This window comes from Mesorhizobium sp. WSM4989 (genome assembly GCF_029625795.1).
Lineage (GTDB): Bacteria > Pseudomonadota > Alphaproteobacteria > Rhizobiales > Rhizobiaceae > Mesorhizobium.
The window spans coordinates 1,202,947-1,224,513 of record NZ_JARTVN010000002.1 but is presented as its reverse complement, the minus strand read 5'-3'; the positions used below and the strand labels follow the sequence as shown (position 1 = coordinate 1,224,513).

The 21,567-nt window shown below is 66.1% G+C and carries 21 protein-coding genes and 1 riboswitch; of the genes, 15 read left to right on the top strand and 6 right to left on the bottom strand.

All coding sequences use genetic code 11. The features are described 5' to 3' along the window. Positions 1 to 2 precede the first annotated feature (2 nt). The 5 genes from P9217_RS18585 to P9217_RS18565 are packed head-to-tail and all read right to left on the bottom strand — an operon-like array spanning position 3 to position 4,055. Positions 3 to 1,307: an NADH-quinone oxidoreductase subunit E gene (locus P9217_RS18585; RefSeq protein ID WP_278087803.1), complete on the bottom strand. Its 1,305-nt coding sequence runs from the start codon at positions 1,305 to 1,307 to the stop codon at positions 3 to 5. After that, on the bottom strand, positions 1,308 to 2,498 hold the full coding sequence (locus tag P9217_RS18580) for an NADH-quinone oxidoreductase subunit D (protein WP_278087804.1): 1,191 nt from the start codon (positions 2,496 to 2,498) through the stop codon (positions 1,308 to 1,310). A 9-nt stretch (positions 2,499 to 2,507) separates the two neighbouring features. After that, the gene (locus tag P9217_RS18575) at positions 2,508 to 3,113 is read right to left on the bottom strand and encodes an NADH-quinone oxidoreductase subunit C (RefSeq protein WP_278053635.1); all 606 of its coding nucleotides are present in this window, start codon (positions 3,111 to 3,113) and stop codon (positions 2,508 to 2,510) included. A 4-nt stretch (positions 3,114 to 3,117) separates the two neighbouring features. Continuing rightward, positions 3,118 to 3,699 (bottom strand): NADH-quinone oxidoreductase subunit B, encoded by a 582-nt coding sequence (locus P9217_RS18570; protein WP_013531090.1) that lies wholly within the window; start codon positions 3,697 to 3,699, stop codon positions 3,118 to 3,120. Then, positions 3,690 to 4,055 (bottom strand): NADH-quinone oxidoreductase subunit A, encoded by a 366-nt coding sequence (locus tag P9217_RS18565; protein WP_127240923.1) that lies wholly within the window; start codon positions 4,053 to 4,055, stop codon positions 3,690 to 3,692. Before P9217_RS18565 ends, P9217_RS18570 begins: the two co-directional genes overlap by 10 nt. 334 nt (positions 4,056 to 4,389) lie before the next feature. On the opposite strand from P9217_RS18565, the gene P9217_RS18560 reads away from it, so the two are divergent. The 8 genes from P9217_RS18560 to P9217_RS18525 all read left to right on the top strand — a co-directional run bounded on the left by P9217_RS18560 (position 4,390) and on the right by P9217_RS18525 (position 14,449). Further along, the gene (locus P9217_RS18560) at positions 4,390 to 5,589 is read left to right on the top strand and encodes a winged helix-turn-helix domain-containing protein (protein WP_278053633.1); all 1,200 of its coding nucleotides are present in this window, start codon (positions 4,390 to 4,392) and stop codon (positions 5,587 to 5,589) included. A 29-nt stretch (positions 5,590 to 5,618) separates the two neighbouring features. Then, positions 5,619 to 5,819, top strand: a riboswitch (cobalamin riboswitch). 38 nt (positions 5,820 to 5,857) lie between these two features. Further along, the gene (locus P9217_RS18555; RefSeq protein WP_278087805.1) at positions 5,858 to 6,286 is read left to right on the top strand and encodes a DUF1636 family protein; all 429 of its coding nucleotides are present in this window, start codon (positions 5,858 to 5,860) and stop codon (positions 6,284 to 6,286) included. Position 6,287: 1 nt separating this feature from the next. Continuing rightward, positions 6,288 to 7,325, top strand: a complete 1,038-nt coding sequence (gene cobW, locus P9217_RS18550; RefSeq protein ID WP_278053631.1) for a cobalamin biosynthesis protein CobW — start codon at positions 6,288 to 6,290, stop codon at positions 7,323 to 7,325. A 17-nt stretch (positions 7,326 to 7,342) separates the two neighbouring features. Beyond that, complete coding sequence (cobN, locus tag P9217_RS18545) at positions 7,343 to 10,939, top strand: cobaltochelatase subunit CobN (RefSeq protein WP_278087806.1); 3,597 nt, start codon at positions 7,343 to 7,345, stop codon at positions 10,937 to 10,939. Then, positions 10,936 to 12,297: a precorrin-3B synthase gene (gene cobG / locus P9217_RS18540; protein ID WP_278087807.1), complete on the top strand. Its 1,362-nt coding sequence runs from the start codon at positions 10,936 to 10,938 to the stop codon at positions 12,295 to 12,297. Before cobN ends, cobG begins: the two co-directional genes overlap by 4 nt. A 3-nt stretch (positions 12,298 to 12,300) precedes the next feature. Next, entirely contained in the window at positions 12,301 to 12,933 is a 633-nt protein-coding gene (locus tag P9217_RS18535; RefSeq protein ID WP_278087808.1) for a precorrin-8X methylmutase, read from the top strand. Further along, entirely contained in the window at positions 12,930 to 13,688 is a 759-nt protein-coding gene (locus P9217_RS18530; RefSeq protein ID WP_095826214.1) for a precorrin-2 C(20)-methyltransferase, read from the top strand. Before P9217_RS18535 ends, P9217_RS18530 begins: the two co-directional genes overlap by 4 nt. Further along, positions 13,685 to 14,449, top strand: a complete 765-nt coding sequence (locus P9217_RS18525) for a precorrin-3B C(17)-methyltransferase (RefSeq protein WP_278087809.1) — start codon at positions 13,685 to 13,687, stop codon at positions 14,447 to 14,449. Before P9217_RS18530 ends, P9217_RS18525 begins: the two co-directional genes overlap by 4 nt. Here the strand turns inward: P9217_RS18525 and P9217_RS18520 are convergent. Beyond that, on the bottom strand, positions 14,413 to 15,180 hold the full coding sequence (locus P9217_RS18520) for a cobalt-precorrin-6A reductase (RefSeq protein ID WP_278087810.1): 768 nt from the start codon (positions 15,178 to 15,180) through the stop codon (positions 14,413 to 14,415). The genes P9217_RS18525 and P9217_RS18520 overlap by 37 nt on opposite strands. A 1-nt stretch (position 15,181) precedes the next feature. Between P9217_RS18520 and cbiE the strand changes: the two genes are divergently transcribed. Genes cbiE through cobT form a run of 7 tightly spaced genes read left to right on the top strand, consistent with a single transcriptional unit; the run spans position 15,182 to position 21,510 of the window. Beyond that, on the top strand, positions 15,182 to 16,423 hold the full coding sequence (gene cbiE, locus P9217_RS18515) for a precorrin-6y C5,15-methyltransferase (decarboxylating) subunit CbiE (protein WP_278087811.1): 1,242 nt from the start codon (positions 15,182 to 15,184) through the stop codon (positions 16,421 to 16,423). Next, a complete protein-coding gene (locus P9217_RS18510) occupies positions 16,420 to 16,806 on the top strand; it encodes a cobalamin biosynthesis protein (RefSeq protein ID WP_095801993.1) in 387 nt (128 codons plus the stop codon). The genes cbiE and P9217_RS18510 overlap by 4 nt, the downstream gene beginning before the upstream one ends. After that, positions 16,803 to 17,567: a precorrin-4 C(11)-methyltransferase gene (gene cobM, locus P9217_RS18505; RefSeq protein WP_278087812.1), complete on the top strand. Its 765-nt coding sequence runs from the start codon at positions 16,803 to 16,805 to the stop codon at positions 17,565 to 17,567. Before P9217_RS18510 ends, cobM begins: the two co-directional genes overlap by 4 nt. Continuing rightward, positions 17,564 to 18,379: a uroporphyrinogen-III C-methyltransferase gene (gene cobA / locus P9217_RS18500; protein WP_278087813.1), complete on the top strand. Its 816-nt coding sequence runs from the start codon at positions 17,564 to 17,566 to the stop codon at positions 18,377 to 18,379. Before cobM ends, cobA begins: the two co-directional genes overlap by 4 nt. Beyond that, on the top strand, positions 18,376 to 19,692 hold the full coding sequence (locus P9217_RS18495) for a cobyrinate a,c-diamide synthase (protein ID WP_095826217.1): 1,317 nt from the start codon (positions 18,376 to 18,378) through the stop codon (positions 19,690 to 19,692). The genes cobA and P9217_RS18495 overlap by 4 nt, the downstream gene beginning before the upstream one ends. Beyond that, entirely contained in the window at positions 19,689 to 20,459 is a 771-nt protein-coding gene (gene cobS / locus P9217_RS18490) for an adenosylcobinamide-GDP ribazoletransferase (protein WP_278087814.1), read from the top strand. The genes P9217_RS18495 and cobS overlap by 4 nt, the downstream gene beginning before the upstream one ends. A 25-nt stretch (positions 20,460 to 20,484) precedes the next feature. Next, on the top strand, positions 20,485 to 21,510 hold the full coding sequence (gene cobT / locus P9217_RS18485; protein ID WP_095826218.1) for a nicotinate-nucleotide--dimethylbenzimidazole phosphoribosyltransferase: 1,026 nt from the start codon (positions 20,485 to 20,487) through the stop codon (positions 21,508 to 21,510). Positions 21,511 to 21,567: the final 57 nt, after the last annotated feature.

Below are 21,567 nucleotides of genomic sequence, written 5' to 3'. Positions count from 1 at the left end.
CCTCAGACCGGCTTCTTGCCGAAGACGCGGATGTACTCGGCGACGCCGCCCTTGGCGAGCGCCTTGGCCTGCTTCACCCAGTCGTCGCGCTCGATACGGCCGCGGAAATTGAGATAGCCGTCGACCCATTCGCGCTCGGCCTTCCTCCACGCAGAGACCTGCGCGAAAGTATAAATGCCAAGCGAATGCAGGACGCCTTCGATCTTCGGACCGACACCGGAGATCAGCTTCAGATCGTCGACCGTTGCCGGACGCGCGATCCCGGCCGGGCGGTTCTTGTCCTCGAGCGAAGGCTTGGCCGTCTTGGTCGCAGGCTGCTTCGCTTCCGGCGACTTGAAGGCGGACGCCGGCTCGGCCTTGGCCTTCGGCCCGCTGCGCGGCTTCGAAACCGCCTCGACTTCCGGAGAAGCCTGGTTGGCATTGGCTGCGGAGTGGCGCGGCGCCCTGACGCTGGCCGCCTTCTCGATGGCGGGCGAAACCTTGACCGGCGACGGTGTCCTTAGTGCCGGACTGGTTTCGGGCGCGTCGGTTTTCGGCTTGCCGGATTTCGATGGCCCGACAGGGGCCGAGGGCGGCGCGGCAGGCACCTGCGAGACGACGGCGGCGGATGCAGTAGCCGGCGCTGCGGCAGCGGCTTGTCTGGCTGCCTTCGCGGCGGCCTTGGCTTCCTTGTCGCGGGTGGATTTCAGGATTGCCTTCTCGCTCTTCAGCGTCGTCAGGCCCGTGGCCGGCTCCGAACCGATGCGGCCGTTCTGCGGACCGGGCTTCACCTCGGCGCCTTTGCCGGCTTCATAGAGATCGATGATCTCGGCAAGGCGCTCCGGCGTCAGGTCTTCGAACGTGTCCTTGAAGATCATGACCATCGGCGCGTTGACGCAGGCGCCGAGGCATTCGACTTCCTCCCACGACAGCGTGCCCCTGTCGTTGGTATGGAACTGGTCGTGATGGATCTTAGACCGGCACACATCCATCAGCGCTTCCGAGCCGCGCAGCATGCAGGGCGTGGTGCCGCAGACCTGGATATGGGCGCGGGTGCCGACCGGATTGAGCTGGTACTGCGTGTAGAAGGTGGCGACCTCGAGGCCGCGGATGCGCGGCATGCCGAGCATATCCGAGATCGTCTCGATCGCCGCTTTCGTCACCCAGCCTTCCTGTTCCTGAGCGATCATGAGCAATGGGATGATGGCCGACTGCTCGCGTCCCTTCGGATATTTGGCGATCCACTGCTGCGCCGCCGCGGCGTTCGCCTCGTTGAAGGCGAAGGAGGCTGGCTGGACGCTGGCATCTGCGAGACGGCGGACTGACATTTAGCGATCGACCTCACCAAACACGATGTCGAGGGAGCCAAGCACGGCGGTGACGTCGGCCAGCATGTGGCCGCGGCACAGGAAATCCATGGCCTGCAGATGCGCAAAACCCGGCGCGCGCAGCTTGCAGCGATAGGGCTTGTTGGTGCCGTCGGAGACGAGATAGACGCCGAACTCGCCCTTCGGCGCCTCGACAGCCGCATAGACCTCGCCGGCCGGCACGCGATAGCCCTCGGTATAGAGCTTGAAATGATGGATGAGCGCTTCCATCGAGCGCTTCATCGCCGCGCGCTTCGGCGGCACCACCTTGCCGTCGAGGTTCGACACCGGTCCGGCGCTCTCCTTGCCGAGCAGAAGTTCGACGCACTGGCGCATGATCTTGGCCGACTGGCGCATCTCTTCCATGCGCACGAGATAACGGTCGTAGCAGTCGCCGTTCTTGCCGATCGGGATGTCGAAATCCATCTCGGAATAGCATTCATAAGGCTGCGCCTTGCGCAGGTCCCAGGCCGCGCCCGAGCCGCGCACCATCACGCCCGAAAAACCCCAGGCCCAGGCGTCGGCGAGCGACACCGTGCCGATGTCGACATTGCGCTGCTTGAAGATACGGTTGCCGGTGAGCAAGGCATCAAGGTCGTCGACCGACTTCAGGAACGGATCGATCCACTTGCCGATATCCTCGATCAGCTTCTGCGGCAGGTCCTGATGCACGCCGCCTGGCCGGAAGTAGGCCGCATGCATGCGCGAGCCGGAGGCGCGCTCATAAAACACCATCAGCTTCTCGCGCTCGACGAAGCCCCACAGAGGCGGCGTCAGCGCGCCGACGTCCATCGCCTGCGTCGTCACATTGAGGATGTGCGACATGATGCGGCCCATTTCGGAATAGAGCACGCGGATCAGCTGGCCGCGCTTCGGCACCTCGATGCCGAGCAGGCGCTCGGCCGCGAGCGCGAAGGCATGCTCCTGGTTCATCGGCGCGCAATAGTCGAGCCGATCGAGATAGGGCACCGCCTGCAGATAGGTCTTGGCCTCGATCAGCTTCTCGGTACCGCGATGCAGCAGGCCGATATGCGGATCGACGCGATCGACCACCTCGCCGTCCAGCTCCAGCACGAGACGCAAAACGCCGTGCGCAGCAGGGTGTTGAGGCCCAAAGTTAATGTTAAAATTGCGGACGGAGGTTTCAGCCATTGTGGCGCCTCAATTTGGCTTCGCCTTTTCATCGCCCGGAAGGACGTAATCCGTTCCCTCCCATGGGCTCAAAAAGTCAAAGTTTCTAAATTCCTGCTTCAATTCCACCGGCTCATAGATGACTCGCTTGGCCTCGTCGTCGTAGCGAACCTCGACGAAGCCGGTCAGCGGGAAGTCCTTGCGCAGGGGATGCCCTTCAAAGCCGTAGTCGGTGAGGATGCGGCGCAGGTCCGGATGGCCGGAGAAGAGCACGCCGTAGAGATCATAGGTCTCGCGCTCGAACCAGTCGGCGCCGGGATAGACGCCGGTCAGCGACGGCACCAGCGTCTCCTCGTCGGCCTGGACCTTGAGGCGGATGCGGACGTTCTGCTTCGGCGACAACAGGTGGTAGACGACGTCGAAGCGCTTGGCACGCGACGGATAGTCGGCGCCGCAAATGTCGATGATCGAGACGAACTGGCAGCGCGGGTCGTCGCGCAGGAGGGTCGCGACCTCGGTCAGGTTGCCCGGCTCGACGCAAACCGTCAGTTCGCCATAAGCAAGCACCGTTTCGCCGATGCGGCCGGAGAGCTTCTCGCCGAGATAGGTGGAGAGTTCGTGCAACGCCAAGGCCATTGGTTCACCGTTCGATCGTGCCGGTGCGGCGGATCTTCTTCTGCAACAGGAGAATGCCGTAGAGCAGCGCTTCGGCGCTCGGCGGGCAGCCGGGGACATAGATGTCGACCGGCACGATGCGGTCGCAGCCGCGCACCACCGAATAGGAATAGTGATAATAGCCGCCGCCATTGGCGCACGAACCCATCGAGATGACGTAGCGCGGCTCCGGCATCTGGTCGTAGACCTTGCGCAGCGCCGGCGCCATCTTGTTGGTCAGTGTGCCCGCGACGATCATGATATCGGACTGGCGCGGAGACGCGCGCGGCGCGACGCCGAACCTCTCCGAGTCATAGCGCGGCATCGAGGTGTGGATCATCTCGACCGCGCAGCAGGCGAGACCGAAGGTCATGAACATCAGCGAGCCGCTGCGCGCCCAAGTGATCAGCGCCTCGGTCGAGGTGACAAGGAAGCCCTTGTCGGCCAGCTCATTATTGATCTCGAGGAAGAAGGGATCGTCCTCCCCCACCGGCCTGCCGGTGTTGGGATCGATGATGCCCTTGGGCTTCGGCGCGACGAGGGTGCCTGAACTGTCGTTCAATCCCATTCTAGCGCTCCTTTTTTCCATTCATAGGCAAAGCCGATGGTCAGCACCGCCAGGAACACCATCATCGACCAGAAGCCGAGCATGCCGAGCTTGGCGAAGGACACCGCCCACGGGAACAGGAAGGCGACCTCGAGATCGAAGATGATGAACAGGATCGACACCAGGTAGAAGCGGATGTCGAACTTCATGCGGGCGTCGTCGAATGAGTTGAACCCGCATTCATAGGCGGAAAGCTTTTCCGGATCGGGATTGCGGTAGGCAACCAGGAACGGCGCAACGATCAGCGCCAGGCCGACGACCATCGCCACTGCGATGAAGAGCACGATGGGCAGATACGAACTTAGGAGTGCGCTCATGCGGCGACTTTCCTTCGGCGGCCAGTTCACTTTGATTACAGCAACGGACTCTAAGGCGGAAGCGTGACAGTTTAACCCGCTGAACCGTTTTAGGTGGCCTATGCTGCGACGCGGCGAGGGTTAGCGCAGCGGTTTCGGCGACGCAAGTCAAACCTTGTTCAAAATCCGGCCCTGGACGCCATATCGGAACAAACTGGTCCGATCCGCTCCTGTTTGATTTCCTTCATCTTTTACTCCACTTTTCTATCCTGACATATCTCCCGCCATTTGCCTGCTAGCATGGCCGGAATCACCGACTGGAAACCCCGGCAAAGGATCAGGGCAAGGTAGCTGGATGAAAGAAAAGATCTCGCTCGCCGCAGCAAGGCGCATTGCGCTCGGCGCGCAGGGTTTTACCGATGCGCGGCCGGCCGGCACGCCCGATCGTCGCCATCTCGCCCGTGTGCTTTCCCGAACTGGCCTGCTGCAGATCGATTCCGTCAGCGCCGTGGTGCGCGCCCACTATATGCCGCTCTATTCGCGCCTCGGCCCCTACCCCCTTGCGCTGCTCGACAACGCGGCCGTCACGCGCAAGCGAACCGTCTTCGAATACTGGGCCCATGAGGCTTCCTTCCTGCCCGTCGAGACCTATCCGTTGATGCGCTGGCGCATGCAGCGGGCCGAGAAAGGCGAGGAAATGTATCTCGGCCTCGCCAAATGGGGCCGCGAGCGCAAGGCGATGATCGAGGAGATCTACGGGCAAGTCGCGGAACGCGGGCCGATCGCCGCCTCCGACATCGAAGGCCACAAGGGCAATGGCGGATGGTGGGGCTGGAGCGAGGCCAAGCACGCTTTCGAATGGCTGTTCTGGGCCGGGCGCATCACCACCGCCTACCGGCGAGGATTCGAGCGCTATTACGACCTGCCCGAGCGGGTTCTGCCGCAGGCCATCCTCGACCTGCCGGTGCCCTCGGTCGAGGACGCGCATCGCCAATTGCTGCGCATTTCCGCCCGCGCCCATGGCATCGCAACCTATGGCGATCTGCGTGACTATTTCCGCCTGGCGCCTGGCGATACGAGAGCCAGAATCGAGGAACTGGTCGAGATGGGCGAACTGCTGCCGGTGAAGGTCGAAGGCTGGGACAAGCCCGCCTATCTCCACAAGGACGCCCGCTTTCCGCGCCGGATCGAGGCCCGCGCCCTGCTCGCGCCCTTCGATCCGGTGGTATTCGAACGCACCCGGACGGAAAAACTCTTCGGCTTCCGCTACCGCATCGAGATCTACACGCCGGCCGAGAAGCGCCAGTACGGCTACTACGTGCTGCCTTTCCTGCTCGGCGACCGGATCGTTGCCCGGGTCGATTTGAGAGCTGACCGGCCGGCCGGCGTGCTGCGCGTCCATGCGGCTTTTGCCGAAGCCGGCGCTCCCGCCGAAACGGCCGCACAGCTCTTCGATGAGTTGAAACAGATGCAGGCATGGCTCGGCTTGGAAACCATCGAGGTGACGCCGGCCGGCGACCTTGGGCCGGCGTTGGCCGACATTTCGGTGTCGTAGCCGCGCGTTGACATGCCAGCACCTCTAAGCCTAAATCCGCCGCAGACGGTCTCCTCCCGGCAAGGGGAGGAGCCAAGAGGGAATGCGGTGCGGGAAAACCCAAATCCGCGGCTGTCCCCGCAACTGTGAGCGACGAGCCTCAGCCGAAAACCACTGGGATGTTTCCCGGGAAGGCGGCGTAAGGCGACGACCCGCGAGCCAGGAGACCTGCCGTCTGAGACATGAGAATCCGATCGCTCGGCGGGTTTTCCGGGCAAGGAGCCTGGTTTTGGATCGCAACGTCAGTTTTCCGGCTAATACCGCGGACACTTCGTCCGAACCCCGCGACGCGCTATCGGAAGTGACCGTCATCGTCTGCTCCTCCTGCCGCGATGAGACCGGTTCGGACGCGCATCCGCGCGCCGGCGCCCTCCTTGCCGAAGACGCGCGCCGCGCCGCGCCGGACGAGAAAATCCGCATCCGCATCGTCGAGTGTCTCGGCAATTGCAAACGCCGCCTGAGCGCGGCGCTGCTGCGCGACGGCTGCTGGAGCTATGTCTTCGGTGATCTGGAAACGACCAGCGGCGCCGACCTCGTCACCGGCGCAAAGCTCTTTGCCACCTCGACCGACGGCCTCATCCCCTGGCGAGGCCGGCCCGATTCCCTCAAGCGCGGCCTGGTTGCCCGCCTCCCTCCCCTCGACCTGCTGAAGGACTGACATGACCGCATCCCTCTCCCGTGTTCCCTGCACTGTCGTCACCGGCTTTCTCGGCGCCGGCAAGACCACGCTGATCCGCAACCTGCTCGAAAACGCCAAGGGCAAGCGGCTGGCGATCATCGTCAACGAATTCGGCGATGTCGGCATCGACGGCGAGATCCTGAAAGGCTGCGGCATCGACACCTGCCCAGAGGAAAATATCGTCGAGCTCGCCAATGGCTGCATCTGCTGCACCGTCGCCGACGATTTCGTGCCGGCGCTCGACCAGATCCTGTCGCGCACGCCGAAGGTCGACCACATCCTGATCGAAACCTCCGGCCTCGCTTTGCCGAAGCCGCTCGTCCAGGCCTTCCACTGGCCGACGGTGAAGAGCCGCGTCACCGTCGATGGCGTCATCGCCGTGGTGGACGGTCCGGCGCTGGCCGACGGCCGCGTCGCCTCCGACATGGACGCCCTGCAGGCGCAGCGCGCCGCCGACGATTCCCTCGACCACGACGATCCGGTCGAAGAGGTGTTCGAGGACCAGATCGCCTGCGCCGACCTCATCATCCTGTCGAAGAGCGATCTGATGGACGCGGCGGGCTCAGTCCGCGCCAATGCCGTCATCGGCGAGCATGTGGCGCGCGCCGTCAAGGTCGTGCCGACCGCGCAGGGCAAGGTCGATCCCTCCGTGCTGCTCGGTCTTGGTCTCGCGGTCGAGGACGACATCGAGAACCGCAAGACCCATCACGACGACGAGCTCGACCATGAGCATGACGATTTCGACTCCTTCGTCATCGATATCCCGTCCATCGCCAGTCCGGACGAGCTGGCCAAGCGCGTCGCCCTCGCCGCCGAGCAGGAAAACGTTCTGCGCGTCAAAGGCTTTGTCGAGGTGGGCGGCAAGCCGATGCGGCTGCTGCTCCAGGCCGTCGGCCCGCGCGTCAACCATTATTACGACCGCGCCTGGACGCCGGACGACGACCGCCGATCGCGGCTCGTCGTCATCGGCCTCAAGGGGCTGAACCGCCCGGCGATCGAGCGTATCCTCGCCGGCTGAGGCAAGACCGAACCGCGATGCACATCCTCACCACGACATCCGCCTCGCTCGACGATCTCGCCGAGCCGATCGACCTCAGGCAGACGCCCGCGGATGTCGTGGCCCTGTCCTTCACCGACAGCGATCTCGCCGGCCTCGCCGCTGCGTGGAAGGCCGACGCCGCGCGGCTGCCGTCGATGCGGCTGGCAGCACTTCGCGATCTCCGCCATCCGATGTCGGTGGACCTCTGGATCGACAGCGTTGCCCGTCACGCCAAGGTGGTCCTCGTCCGCATCCTGGGCGGCTACGACTGGTGGCGCTATGGCTCCGAGCAGCTCGCCGCGGTCGCACGCGAGCGCGGCATCAAGCTGGCGCTGCTGCCGGGCGGAAGCCATGACGAGGACCAGCGGCTGATCGAAGCCTCGACCCTGCCGCGCGCCGAACTCGACGCCCTGCTCGGCTATTTCCGCGAAGGCGGCCCGGCGAACATGAGCGCGCTGGTGCAAAGACTGGCAAGGCTCGCCGGGTCGGATACGGCCGTGGCCGAGCCGGTGAGCGTGCCGAAGGCAGGGTACTATCAACCAGGAATCGGAGCTGTCGCGAAATCAGTCTTCTTGAACGTCGGCGATCCGTCACACCTCCCTCTGTCCGGCAGGAGAGAGGGGGGTGTGGCGGAGCTCAACATCGACAGCGTCGGTGCCCCCGTCATCCCCATCCTCTTCTACCGCTCGATGCTGCTTGCCGCGGACGTCGCGCCAATCGATGCACTCGCAGATGCCCTTCGCTCGCAGGGCATGACGCCAATGCCGATCTTTGTTTCGAGCCTCAAGGACCCGGTATCGCTGGCTTTCGTCGAAACCGCCATCGCCTCGCTGAACCCGTCCGCGATCGTCACTGCAACCGCCTTCGCCTCCGGTGCCGAGCCGGGTGCCGAAACGCTCTTCGACCGTGCCGGCGTGCCCGTGTTCCAGGTCATCGTCGCCACGACGCGGCGCGAAGTCTGGGAGAAAAACCAGCGCGGCCTGGCGCCCGCCGACCTTGCCATGCATGTCGTGCTGCCCGAGCTCGATGGCCGTATCCTCGCCGGCGCGATTTCCTTCAAGGGCGAGATTGACACCGATCCGGCGCTGGCCTTCCGCGCCTTCGCCAACCGTCCCGAGGCGGATCGCGTCGCCCAGGTCGCCGCCCGCATCGCCGCCTTCCTCCGCCTTCAACGGACGCAGCGGGCGGAACGCAAGCTGGCGATCCTGATTCCGGATTATCCAAGCGCGCCCGGACGTACAGGCTATGCCGTCGGCCTCGACGTTCCGTCGAGTGTGCTCGCCATGCTGCACGACCTCAAGGAACAGGGCTATGCGGTTGATGGGATTCCACAATCGCCACGCGGGCTGCTGGATGTGTTGGAGGTGGGTGGACTTGGTCTCACCTTACAGGAATATCTCGCCTTTTCGGCAGCGCTTCCCGAAGGTGCACGCGACACGGTTGAGGCAGCGTGGGGGAGAGCCAACGACAAAGCTCACGTCAATGCGCCCCCCTCTGTCCTGCCGGACATCTCCCCCTCTAGGGGGGAGATTGCGCCTGCATCGATGCTTTCGCCAATCATCAACGCTGGAGGAGAAGCGCCGTTAGCGAAACTGCCAATCTCCCCCCTTGAGGGGGAGATGTCCGGCAGGACAGAGGGGGGTGTTCAAGGGCCTCCTTCCGCAAGCTTCCCCTTCCGCGCCGCCACCTTCGGCAACGTCACCGTGGCGCTGGCCCCCGACCGTGGCCGCTCCGCAGACCGCCGCGCCGACTACCATGACCCGACCCTTCCCCCGCGCCACGAGTTGATCGCCTTCGGCCTGTGGTTGCAAAAGTCGCTCGGCGTCCACGCCATCGTCCATGTCGGCGCGCATGGCACGCTGGAATGGCTGCCGGGCAAGACGGTCGCGCTCTCCGACAACTGCTTCCCTGAGATCGTCACCGGCTCTCTGCCCGTCATCTATCCTTTCATCGTCTCCAATCCCGGCGAGGCGGCGCAGGCCAAGCGCCGCATCTCGGCCGTCACGCTCGGTCACCTGCCGCCGCCGCTGACCGGCGCCGGGCTCGACGAGGCGCAACAGAGGCTTGAGCGGCTGGTCGACGAATACGCACAAGCCGACGGGCTCGACCGCCGCCGCCGCGACCGACTTGCAAGGCTGATCGTCGAAACGGCGCAGAAGACAGGCCTTGCTTCTGAAGCCGGAGTTGCCGGAACCGATGCGCCGGACGAGGCGCTGCGCCGCATCGACGCGTGGCTGTGCGACCTCAAGGATTTTGCCGTCAAGGACGGGCTGCATGTCTATGGCCGCGCGCCCGATGACGAAGCCGATCCGCTGCGCCGCCAAAGCGTCGAGACCGAAAAAAACGCCCTGCTCGCTGCGCTCGACGGCCGTCACATCAAGGCCGGACCGGCAGGCGCGCCGGCGCGCGGTCGTTCCGACGTGCTGCCCACCGGCCGCAACCTTTTCACCTCCGATCCGCGCACCATGCCGACGTCGACGGCCTATGATCTCGGGCAGGCGGCGGCGGAAGAAGTCGTGCGCAGCTATATGCAGAGCCATGGCGACTGGCCGCGCTCGCTGGTCATCGACCTCTGGGGCTCGGCCTCGTTGCGCACCGGCGGCGAGGAGATCGCGCAGGGCCTGGCGCTGATGGGCTGCCGGCCGCAATGGGATGCCGCCACGGGTCGCGTCACCGGCATCGAGGTGATGCCGCCGGCCGCCCTCGGCCGCCCGCGCGTCGACGTCACCTGGCGCATCTCCGGCCTGTTTCGCGATATGTTCCCGACCCAGATCGCGCTGATCGACGCCGCGGCCAGCGCCGTCGCCGGCCGCGACGAGGACGATTGGGAAAATCCGCTTGCCGCCGCGACCCGTGCCCAAGGCAAAATCGGTCCGCGCATTTTCGGCACCTCGCCCGGCACTTACGGCGCCGGGGTCGAGGAATTGCTGTCGCGCGGCGAATGGAGCGCGCGCGAAGAGATCGGCCGCGCCTATCTCGAAGCAACCTCGCATGCCTATGGCGGCGCCGAAGGTGAGGCCATCTCCGCGCCCGGCGTCTTCGAGGGCCGCATCGCCGAGGCGGACCTGCTTGTCCACACCGGCGACGACCCGGGCCGCGACATCCTCGAAGGTTCGGCCGATGTCGCCTTCATCGGCGGGTTTTCGGCCGCACTTGCCGCGCTTGGCAGGAATGCCGATGTCATCGTGCTCGACACGACTGATCCTAAGAAGCCGAGGCCGCGATCGGTCGGCGAAGCGGTGTCGCGCGTGGTGCGGGCCCGCGCCGTCAATCCGCGCTTCATTGCCGGGCAGATGCGCCACGGCCCCCGCGGCGCCTCGGAATTCGCCGAGACGGTCGACCGCCTGGTTGGCTTCGCCGAGACCACGCATGCCATATCGGGCGCGCTGATCGAGGCGGTGCACGACGCCTATATCGGCGATGCGGAAGTCCGAGCCTTCCTGCTGCGCGAAAATCCCGCCGCCGCGAAGGTCATCGCCGAGCGATTCCTGGCCGCTCGGCGGCGCGGTCTCTGGCATCCGCTCAGGAATTCCATCGACGACGATCTCACGGCCTTGATCGCCGAGTCGCAGGCAAGCGAGGTGGCGGCATGAACGCCTTCTCGCGCCGTGGCGCCTGCCCTGCTTTGTCTGCGCCGATGCAGACCGGCGATGGCCTGCTGGTGCGGCTCAATCCGGTTGCTGGAGGGCTTGCACCCAAGTCGCTGATGGGTCTTTGCGAATCCGCCTTGCGCCACGGCAACGGCATCATGGAAGTGACCGCTCGCGGTAGCCTGCAGATCCGGGGCCTGACCGCAGACAGCGCTGGGCTGCTGGCGGCGGAAGTGGATGCGCTGGGCATTGCCATGCGGACGGGCGTGCCGGTGGAGACCGGGCCGCTCGCGGGTATCGACCCGCAGGAGATTGCAGATCCGAGCCCGCTGGCGGAACGGATCAGGGCGGCGGCTGACGAGGCCGGGCTGACTCGACGGTTGGGGCCGAAGGTGTCCGTGGTCGTCGACGGCGGCGGGCAGTTGACGTTGGACGCAGTGACAGCTGATGTGCGGTTGAAGGCAATGCACACTGCTGCTGGCGTGAAATGGGGCATGTCCGTTCCGGGCGACGCGCACCACGCAAGACCGCTCGCGACAGTCGACGCGGATGCGGCACGCGACATCGCCGTCGCAGCGCTCAGGATGGTCGCTGAGAAAGGCCGCGAGGCGCACACAAGGGATCTATCGGAGCGGCAGTTGGCCTCTCTCGCAGGCTGGCATTCCTTCGCGCCCCCCTCTGTCCTGCTGGATATGTCCGGCAGGACAGAGGGGGGCGCCGTAGGGCGCCAGCATTCGCCCATCGGCCTCTTCGACCTGAGCAGCAGCCACGCCCTCGGCATCGGCCTGCCCTTCGGAAGTATGCCGGCGCAGAACCTCATCGACCTCGCCGCCAGGGCCTCCGATCTGGGCTCGGCTGAAATCCGCATGGCCCCAGGCCGCACCCTACTTTTCCTCAACCTCTCCCCATTCGCCAGCGCCTCTCTCCAAGCCTCCGCGTCCGCCCTCGGCTTCATCACCGCCCCCACCGATCCGCGCACCCGCATTGCCGCCTGCCCCGGAGCGCCCGCCTGCGCCTCCGGCCGCATCGCCACCCGCGCCATCGCCGAAGAAATCGCAACGGAAAGCCCCGATCTCTTCGATGCCTCCCTCACCCTCCACATTTCCGGCTGCGCCAAAGGCTGCGCCCATCCCGGCCCAGCGGGGCTCACCCTGGTCGGTGACGAAAACGGAGCCGGACTTGTCGTGGACGGGACGGCAAAGACCCTTCCTGCCGGATACAGGCCGGGCCATGACGCCGCGCGCGGGGTCGCCGGCATTGCGGCGGCGATCCGAAACGCACGGCATCCCGGCGAGACTGCCGCCGCTTGCCTCACAAGGCTCGGCGCGACTGAGATCGCCGAACTCTATCGACGGAACTGAAGAATGGCCGCCTACGACTATATCCATGACGGGATGGCGATCTACGAGCGCTCTTTCGCCATCATCCGCGCCGAGGCGGACTTGTCGCGCTTTTCCGAGACAGAGGCCGATGTCGCGATCCGCATGATCCACGCCTGCGGCCAGGTCGAGGCAGCCAGCCAGTTCGTGTTCTCCAGCGGTTTCGTTGAAGCGGCCCGTGCCGCCCTTGCCGCCGGGGCGCCGATCTTCTGCGATGCCGAGATGGTCGCCCACGGCATCACCCGTGCCCGCCTGCCGGCCGGAAACGAGGTGATCTGCACGCTGCGTGACCCGCGCACCGTCGAAATCGCCAAGGAAATCGGCAACACGCGCTCGGCCGCCGCTATCGACCTTTGGAGCGAGCGCATGGCAGGTTCGGTGGTCGCCATCGGCAACGCACCGACCGCGCTGTTCTATCTGCTCGAAAAACTGCGCGTCGGCGCGCCAAAGCCGGCCGCCATCATCGGCATGCCGGTTGGTTTCGTCGGTGCTGCCGAATCCAAGGATGCACTGGCGGAAAACTCCTACGGCGTACCTTACGCCATCGTGCGCGGCAGGCTGGGCGGCAGCGCCACGACGGCCGCAGCACTCAACGCATTGGCGAGGCCAGGCCTGTGAACGCTTTCCCCAAAGGCCGGCTCGTCGGCGTCGGCACCGGTCCCGGCGATCCGGAGCTGTTGACGCTGAAAGCCGCGCGGGCATTGGCTGAAGCGAATGTCGTCGCCTATTTCGCCAAGCGCGGCAACAACAGCAACGCGCGCGCCATCGTCGAGGCGCGCTTTCGCCCGGATATGGTCGAGCTGCCCTTGCTCTATCCGGTGACGACCGAGATCGACAAGGATCACGACGACTATCGCTCGCAGATCACCGATTTCTACGAGCGGTCCGCCGAACAGGTCGCCGGGCATCTCGGCGCCGGCAAGATGGTGGCCGTGCTGTCGGAGGGCGATCCGCTTTTCTACGGCTCCTATATGCATCTGCACGTGCGCCTCTCGCACCGATTCCCGACCGAAGTCATTCCCGGTATCACCGCCATGTCCGGCTGTTGGTCGGCGACCGGCCTGCCGATCGTCCAGGGCGACGATGTGCTGACCGTGCTTCCCGGCACGATGAGCGAGTTCGAGCTGACGCGACGGCTGGCCGATACCGATGCCGCCGTCATCATGAAGGTCGGCCGCAACCTGCCGAAGATCCGCCGCGCGCTGGAAGCGACCGGCAAGCTGACGAAGGCCGTCTATGTCGAGCGCGGCACCATGCCGGGCAGCGTGTCGATGCGGCTCGCGGAAAAGCCGGACGACAAGGCCCCCTATTTCGCCATCGTGCTGGTCGCCGGCTGGTCGGCGCGTCCCGGAGTTCCCGGAGCCAAGCCTTGAGCGGCCGCCTCACCGTGATCGGCCTCGGCCCCGGCAATGCCGATCAGGTCACGCCGGAGGCGATCCGCGCCGTGACGGAGGCTTCCTTCTTCTATGGCTACAAGCCCTATCTCGACCGGCTCGAGCTGCGACAGGACCAGACCCGCATCGCCTCCGACAATCGCGAAGAGCTAGCCCGCTCGAACGAGGCGCTGGCCAAGGCAGCCGAAGGTCACAGCGTCGCTGTCGTGTCCGGCGGCGATCCCGGCGTATTCGCCATGGCGGCCGCCGTCTGCGAGGCGATCGAAGCCGGTCCGCCAGAATGGAGGTCAATCGACCTCGCGGTCGTTCCCGGCGTCACCGCCATGCTCGCGGTCGCCGCCCGCATCGGCGCGCCGCTTGGCCATGATTTCTGCGCCATCTCGCTCTCCGACAATCTAAAACCCTGGGAGCTGATCGAGCTGCGTCTGCTGGCGGCGGCCGGCGCCGGCTTCGTCATTGCGCTCTACAATCCGATCAGCAAGGCCCGCCCCTGGCAGCTCGGCCGCGCCTTCGAATGCCTGAAGGCCATTCTGCCGGGCACCACCCCGGTGATCTTCGGCCGCGCCGCCGGCCGGCCCGAAGAGCGCATCGAGGTGTTTCTGCTCGCCGACTCCGATGCGGCAAAGGCCGACATGTCGACCTGCGTCATCATCGGCTCGCCCGAGACCCGCATCATCAAGCGCGGCGACAAGCCCGCGCTGGTCTACACGCCGCGTTCGGCAACTGGGTCGAGAAAATGATCGACCATCGCAGCCAGCTGATCGACGGTCTCGGCCGACGCAACGTCGGGCAGCGGCGGCCTGCGCACCATGATCACCTCGATGCCGAGCGCGCGCGCCGCGGCGATCTTGCCGTAGGTCGCGTCGCCGCCGCTGTTCTTCGAAACGACGGTATCGATGGCGTATTTTTCAAGCAGCGCGCGCTCGTCCGCTTCGGGGAACGGCCCGCGCGCCAGAAGGTAAACTGCGTCAGGCACAGCCAGCTTTGGCTCGATCGGGTCGACGCTGCGAATGAGATAGCGATGCTGCGGAGCGGCCTCGAACGCGCCGGCTTCCTGCCGGCCGATCGCCAGCAAGACTCGTCGCGGCGCCGTGCCAAGCGCCTTGGCCGCTTCAGCGACGCTCTCCACGAAAGTCCAGCGATCACCCGCGACAGGCTCCCAGCCGGCACGCCGCAGCGCAACCATCGGCACGCGGGTTTGCCTGGCCGCCTCAGCGGCATTGGCCGACATACGGGCCGCGTAAGGATGCGTGGCGTCGACCACCAGATCGACCTGTTCCCGATGGAGGTAGGCGGCCAATCCCTCCATGCCGCCAAAGCCGCCGCTACGCATGGGGACGCCTTGCGCCATGGGGCTTTCGGTGCGGCCGGCGAGCGACAGCGTGATCGAGAAATCCTTCCGGCGAGCCAGCTTGCCCGCCAGCTGCCGGGCCTCCGTGGTTCCGCCGAGAATCAGAATACGGTGGGTCATCATGCCTGCTGAGGGTTCGCGCGCTGCCAAGCCGGTCGCAAGATGGCTGACCATCGTCGGCATCGGCGAGGACGGTGTAGCGGGTCTGGGCGACGAGGCCAAGCGCAGGATCGCCGAGGCCGAAGTCATCTTTGGCGGCAAGCGGCACCTCGCGCTCGTCTCAGACTTGGCCAAGGGCAAGGCGCGACCGTGGCCGACGCCGTTCGATGCCGAGATGCATGATGTGCTGGCGCTCGAAGGCAGAAGCGTCTGCGTGCTGGCTTCCGGCGACCCGTTCTTCCACGGCGTCGGCGTCACGCTCGCGCGCAAAGTGAAACCGGATGAGATGCTCGTCCTGCCGGCGCCGTCATCGCTGTCGCTAGCCGCCTCCCGACTCGGCTGGGCGCTGCAGGATGTCGAAACCATCTCGTTGCATGGCCACTCGATCGACCTCCTCCGCCCGCTGCTCCACCCCGGCGCACGTATCCTTGCGCTCACATCCGACAGCGACGCGCCGGCCGCCATCGCCGCGCTGCTCGACGAACTCGGCTTCGGTCCGTCGCGGTTGACGGTTCTCGAAGCGCTTGGCGGCCAGGGCGAAACGCGCCGCGCTGTCCGCGCCGACGCCTTCGATCTCAAAAACATCAATCCGCTCAACGTGCTGGCGCTCGAAATAGAATCGACTCCGGATGCGCGCATCCTGCCTTTGACCGTCGGCCTTGCCGATCATCTGTTCGAGCATGACGGCCAGATCACCAAGCGCGAGATCCGCGCCATGACGCTGTCGGCGCTGGCGCCGCGGCGCGGTGAACTGCTCTGGGATATCGGTGCCGGCTCCGGCTCGATCGGCATCGAATGGATGCTGGCCCACCCTTCGATGCGCGCCTATGCCATCGAGGCCGACAGCGAGCGCGCCGCTCGCATCCATCGCAACGCCGCGCATTGCGGTGTGCCCGGTCTTGTCGTCATCGAAGGCTCGGCACCGAAAGAGCTGGCAACACTGGAGACACCAGACGCCATCTTCATCGGCGGCGGCGGCAGCGATGCCGGCGTGCTGCAGACAGCGATCAAGTCGCTGCGCGCCGGCGGCCGGTTGGTCGCCAATGCTGTGACGCTGGAAATGGAGGCGCTGCTGCTTGACCAGCATACCAGGCGCGGCGGCGACCTACTGCGCATCGCCCTCTCGCGTGCGGCGCCGGTCGGATCCATGCAGGCCTGGCGTCCGGCCATGCCGGTCATGCAATGGAGCTGGGTAAAGCCATGATGGTCGCGGGTATCGGCTGCCGGAAGGGTGTGATGGCGCGCGACGTGCGCGCCGCGATCGAGACCGCGCTCGAAGCGCATGGGTTGCCAAAGACCGCGCTTTCAGCGCTGGCAACGGGCGAAATGAAACGCGACGAGCAAGCGATCTTTCTTGCCGGTCGCGACCTCGACCTGCCCGTGCTCGTCGTCTCCGACGACGCCTTGCAAACCGTCTCATCCGGCACGATCAGCCAATCCGAATGGTCACAGGCTCACGCCGGCACGCCGTCGGTTTCGGAAGCGTCGGCCCTGGCCGCGGCCGGCAAAGAGGCGAAACTGCTTGGACCACGTACTGTTCTTGGTCCTGTTACCTGCGCCATCGCCCTTGGTGGAGGCCCAAAATGACCGTCCATTTCATCGGCGCCGGCCCTGGTGCTGCCGACCTCATCACCTTGCGCGGCAGCCGCCTCCTGGCCTCATGCCCGGTCTGCCTCTATGCCGGCTCGATCGTCGCGCCAGAACTGCTCGAACACTGCGCGCCCGGAACCAGGCTGATCGACACCGCGCCGATGTCGCTCGACGAGATCGAGGCCGAATATCTTGCCGCCCACAAAGCCGGCCAGGACGTCGCGCGCCTGCATTCCGGCGACCTTTCGGTGTGGAGCGCAGTGGCCGAGCAGATCCGGCGGCTCGAGAAGCGCGATATCCCCTACACGCTGACGCCGGGCGTGCCTTCCTTCGCGGCGGCGGCGGCGGCGTTACGGCGCGAGCTTACCATTCCCGAGCTCGGGCAGAGCCTCGTGCTGACCCGCGTCTCCGGCCGCGCCTCGAAAATGCCGCCCGGCGAGACGCTTGCCGGCTTCGGCCGCACCGGTGCAACTCTAGCCATCCATCTCGCCATCCATGCCATCGCCCGCATCGTTGCCGAACTCACGCCGCTCTACGGCGCAGAATGCCCAGTGGCGGTCGTCTTCCGCGCTTCCTGGTCGGACGAGCGCATTCTGACCGGCACGCTGGGCACGATCGAGGCGCAGCTTGCGCAAAATCCGATGGAGCGCACGGCGATCATCTTCGTCGGCAGCGCATTGGCCGCGCAGGATTTCGGCGAGAGCTCACTTTACGACGCCCACTACCAGCGGCGTTTTCGCGGACGGGACGGATTGTGAACGCCAGCACCAACAGAAACGGACGGGCAACGGTGGAGCAGGCGCTGGCGCGGCTGAACTTCAAGCCGCGCGCGCTGGAGCCCGGCCATGTCTGGCTGGCCGGCGCCGGCCCCGGCGATCCCGGCTGCCTGACGCTCGAAGTGCTGGCGGCACTCGGGCAGTGCGATGCGCTGGTCTATGACGCGCTGGTCTCGCCCGATGTCGTCGCGGTTGCTGCAGGCGCGGAGCTCTTCTACGCCGGTAAACGCGGCGGCCAGCCCTCGATGAAGCAGGACGACATCAACGCCCTGCTCGTGCGGCTGGCGCGCGAGGGTCGCCGCGTCGTGCGGCTCAAGGGCGGCGATCCCTATATTTTCGGCCGCGGCGGCGAAGAGGCGTTGTCGCTGGCACGGGAAAACATACCATTTCGGGTGCTCTCCGGCCTCACCTCCGGTCTCAGCGCATTGGCCGCCACCGCCATCCCTGCCACCATGCGCGGCATCAACAAGGCGGTCATCCTTGCCACGGGCCATGCCGCCGGCACCGATGACGACATCGACTGGGACGCAATCGCGCGCACCGGCCAGCCGGTCGTCATCTATATGGGCATGGCCAATCTGCCGGTGATAGCGGCAAAGCTGCTCAGCGGTGGCCTCGCGCCGTCGACGCCTGCCGCCGTGATCGTCGCAGCGACCACGCCGCAGGAGCGCATCGTTGTCGCCACGCTCGCCACAATCGCCGAGGAGGCCGCTGCCGCCGGGCTCGCCTCCCCGGCGCTGATCGTCGTCGGCGGTATCGTCGCCATGCGCGCGGCACTGGCGGGCGGGGCATGACGGCGCGCGCGATCATCATCGGCGCGCCGCGCTCCGGCTCGGGCAAGACCAGCGTCACCATAGGCCTGTTGCGCGCGCTTGCCCGGCGCGGGCTGAAGGTGCGCGGCGCGAAGTCCGGACCGGACTATATCGATCCCGGCTTCCATACCGCCGCCACCGGCCTCTCCGGCGTCAATCTCGACAGCTGGGCGATGCCGCCTTCCCTGCTCAACGCGCTGGCGAACCAGGCAGCGTGTGGTGCCGAGTACGTCATTCTCGAAAGCGCGATGGGCCTTTTCGACGGCATTCCCGCGCCGGAAGGCCGTTCGGGTTCGGCCGCCGATCTCGCCCGGCTCTATGGCCTGCCGGTGCTTCTGGTGCTCGACGTTTCCGGTCAGTCGACCACGGCCGCCGCCGTCGCCAAGGGTTTTGCCACCTACGATCCGGATGTGCGCATGGCCGGCGTCGTGCTCAACCGCCTCGGCAGCGAGCGCCATCGCCGGCTGGCGGGCGACGCGATCGAGGCCATCGGCCTGCCGGTGGTCGGCGCCATCATGCGCGATCCGACGCTCAACCTGCCGGAGCGGCATCTCGGCCTCGTCCAAGCAGGGGAGCACGAGAACCTCATGGCGCATCTCGACCGGCTTGCCGACATGGTCGAGAAGTCGCTCGATATCGACGCCATTCTCGCGCTGGCGAGCCCGCTCGAACCCACGGCCGGCGACTTCGGCGAGGCGTTACAGCCGCCAAGCCAGCGCATTGCACTGGCCGAGGACGCCGCCTTCACCTTCCTCTACCCGCATGTCGCCTCATACTGGCGAAACGCTGGCGCCGAGATCGTGCCCTTCTCACCGCTTGCCGACGAAGCGCCGAGCCAAGATTGCGATGTCTGCTGGCTGCCAGGCGGTTATCCAGAACTGCATGCCGGCAAGCTTGCGGCCGCTGGCAACTTCCGTGCGGGAATGGCCCGTTTCGCCGCGACCAAGCCAGTGCATGGCGAGTGCGGCGGCTTCATGGTGCTGGGCGAGGTGCTGGAGGATGCGGACGGCGAGAGCCATAAAATGCTTGGCCTGCTTGGCCATTCGACCAGCTTCGCCAGGCGCAAGATGAACCTCGGCTATCGCGAGGCGCGGCTGCGCGCCGGGTGTCCGCTTGGCAGCGAAGGCATGCTCATCCGCGGCCATGAGTTCCACTATGCGCAGATCGCTGCCACAGGCAATGACGAGCCGCTGGCGGACCTCGCCGACGGCCAGGGCAATCCGCTGGGCGCGTCGGGTTACCGGCGCGGCCATGTCAGCGGCACTTTCTTCCATGCCATTGCGAGGGGCGCATGAGCGGCGGCCTTTCCGAGCCTCGGCGATTGCTCGACGACATAGGCCTCAGCCTTGTCTTCTTGACGCGGCTGAGGCTGCCGTCGAGCGATTTCGGCGGCCGCAGCCTAGCCGAAGCGATCTGGGCGGCACCCTTTGCCGGTCTCGCCGTCGCCGTCATCGGCGCGCTTGTCTACGCCATCGTTGGCGCCCTGGGCCTTGCCGCCGGTCCGGCTGCGGCGCTCGCGCTTGCAGCGACGATGCTTGTCACCGGCTGCCTGCACGAGGACGGGCTCTCCGATATCGCCGATGGACTCGGCGGCGGCCGGACGCGCGAGAAGAAGCTGGAGATCATGCGCGACAGCCGCATCGGCGCCTATGGCGCCGCGGCGCTCGGCATCTCGCTGCTCATCCGCTGGAGCGCGCTTTCGGAACTGGCCGGCCCTGGCCACATCTTCCTGGCGCTTTTGGCAGCGCACGCCGCCTCGCGCGGCCTGTTCGGCGCCTTTATGCATCTTCTGCCGCCGGCGCGCTCCGATGGGCTGTCGGCCGACGCGGGCTCGGTCACTGCCGAAACCGCCGTCGTTGGTGCCGCGCTCGGAGCCGTGGCGCTGTTGGCGCTCGGCCTCGGCGGCGCAATTGCCGCGGTGATCCTGCTTGGCCTGCTGTTTGCCGCCTTTCGTGCGCTCTGCCTCAGCCAGATCGGCGGCCAGACCGGCGATACGATGGGAGCGCTGCAGCAGCTCGGCGAGATCGCCGTGCTGCTTGTCGCTTCCGCTTGCCTTTCCTGATTCTTCTTTCGGAGACCTTACCCTCATGTCCCCTCAAACAACGTCGTTCAAATCGCTCGAAGACCTTCGCGCCGCCTGCCTCGATCTGTCCGCCGGCAGCGATACGGCCGCCGCCGCCGTTGCCCGTCGCCAGGACACGCTGACCAAGCCGCAGGGCAGCCTTGGCCGTTTGGAAACGATCGCCGCCTGGTTGGCCCGCTGGCAGGGCCGCGACATGCCGAAGCTCGACGCGGTCAAAGTCTTCGTGTTTGCCGGCAATCACGGCGTCACCGCGCAGGGCGTTTCGGCCTATCCTTCGGAAGTCACGGTGCAGATGGTGGCGAACTTTGCTGGCGGCGGTGCTGCCATCAACCAGCTCGCCCGCGTCGCCGGCGCCAGGCTCGACGTCATCCCGCTCGATCTCGATCATCCGACAGGCGATTTCACGCAAGCGCCGGCGATGGACGAGCAGACCTTCCTCGCCGCGGTCTCGGCCGGCTACGACGCCGTGACCAACGATCTCGACCTCGTCTGTTTCGGCGAGATGGGCATCGGCAACACCACGCCGGCAGCAGCGATCTCGGCCGCTCTTTTCGGCGGCGGCGCGGAAAAATGGACCGGCCGCGGCACCGGCGTCGATGATGCCGGATTGATCCGCAAGATCACCGCCATAGAGGCGGGCCTCAAGCGCCATGCCGATTCGCTTTCCGACCCGCTGAAGATCGCCGCCGCCCTTGGCGGACGCGAGCTTGCGGCGATCTTCGGCGCCACGCTGGCCGCGCGCAAGAACAACGTGCCGGTGTTGCTCGACGGCTTCGTCTGCACCGCCGCCGTCGCGCCGCTGGCAAGGCTGCACCCGACCGGGCTGGCGCACACCGTCGCCGCCCATGTCTCGGCCGAAGCCGGTCATCGCCGCCTGCTCGAAGCGCTGGGCCTGCCGCCGCTGCTCGACCTCGGCATGCGGCTCGGCGAAGGCTCCGGCGCCTGCCTTGCCGTCAACATCGTCCGCTCGGCGCTGGAGTGTCATACGAGAATGGCGAGTTTCGCGGAAGCCGGCGTTTCGGAAAAATAATCTTCCTTCAAAATTTCAACGCTGTTGAAATGACGAAATAACGTCGTCTTGATTGAT

Excerpts from the sequence above, each read along its gene's own strand:
- P9217_RS18585 (WP_278087803.1), bottom strand. The coding sequence starts at position 1,307 with ATGTCAGTCCGCCGTCTCGCAGATGCCAGCGTCCAGCCAGCCTCCTTC.
- P9217_RS18580 (WP_278087804.1), bottom strand. The coding sequence starts at position 2,498 with ATGGCTGAAACCTCCGTCCGCAATTTTAACATTAACTTTGGGCCTCAA.
- P9217_RS18575 (WP_278053635.1), bottom strand. The coding sequence starts at position 3,113 with ATGGCCTTGGCGTTGCACGAACTCTCCACCTATCTCGGCGAGAAGCTC.
- P9217_RS18570 (WP_013531090.1), bottom strand. The coding sequence starts at position 3,699 with ATGGGATTGAACGACAGTTCAGGCACCCTCGTCGCGCCGAAGCCCAAG.
- P9217_RS18565 (WP_127240923.1), bottom strand. The coding sequence starts at position 4,055 with ATGAGCGCACTCCTAAGTTCGTATCTGCCCATCGTGCTCTTCATCGCA.
- P9217_RS18560 (WP_278053633.1), top strand. The coding sequence starts at position 4,390 with ATGAAAGAAAAGATCTCGCTCGCCGCAGCAAGGCGCATTGCGCTCGGC.
- cobW (WP_278053631.1), top strand. The coding sequence starts at position 6,288 with ATGACCGCATCCCTCTCCCGTGTTCCCTGCACTGTCGTCACCGGCTTT.
- cobN (WP_278087806.1), top strand. The coding sequence starts at position 7,343 with ATGCACATCCTCACCACGACATCCGCCTCGCTCGACGATCTCGCCGAG.
- cobG (WP_278087807.1), top strand. The coding sequence starts at position 10,936 with ATGAACGCCTTCTCGCGCCGTGGCGCCTGCCCTGCTTTGTCTGCGCCG.
- P9217_RS18535 (WP_278087808.1), top strand. The coding sequence starts at position 12,301 with ATGGCCGCCTACGACTATATCCATGACGGGATGGCGATCTACGAGCGC.
- P9217_RS18520 (WP_278087810.1), bottom strand. The coding sequence starts at position 15,180 with ATGACCCACCGTATTCTGATTCTCGGCGGAACCACGGAGGCCCGGCAG.
- cbiE (WP_278087811.1), top strand. The coding sequence starts at position 15,182 with ATGCCTGCTGAGGGTTCGCGCGCTGCCAAGCCGGTCGCAAGATGGCTG.
- P9217_RS18510 (WP_095801993.1), top strand. The coding sequence starts at position 16,420 with ATGATGGTCGCGGGTATCGGCTGCCGGAAGGGTGTGATGGCGCGCGAC.
- cobM (WP_278087812.1), top strand. The coding sequence starts at position 16,803 with ATGACCGTCCATTTCATCGGCGCCGGCCCTGGTGCTGCCGACCTCATC.
- P9217_RS18495 (WP_095826217.1), top strand. The coding sequence starts at position 18,376 with ATGACGGCGCGCGCGATCATCATCGGCGCGCCGCGCTCCGGCTCGGGC.
- cobS (WP_278087814.1), top strand. The coding sequence starts at position 19,689 with ATGAGCGGCGGCCTTTCCGAGCCTCGGCGATTGCTCGACGACATAGGC.
- cobT (WP_095826218.1), top strand. The coding sequence starts at position 20,485 with ATGTCCCCTCAAACAACGTCGTTCAAATCGCTCGAAGACCTTCGCGCC.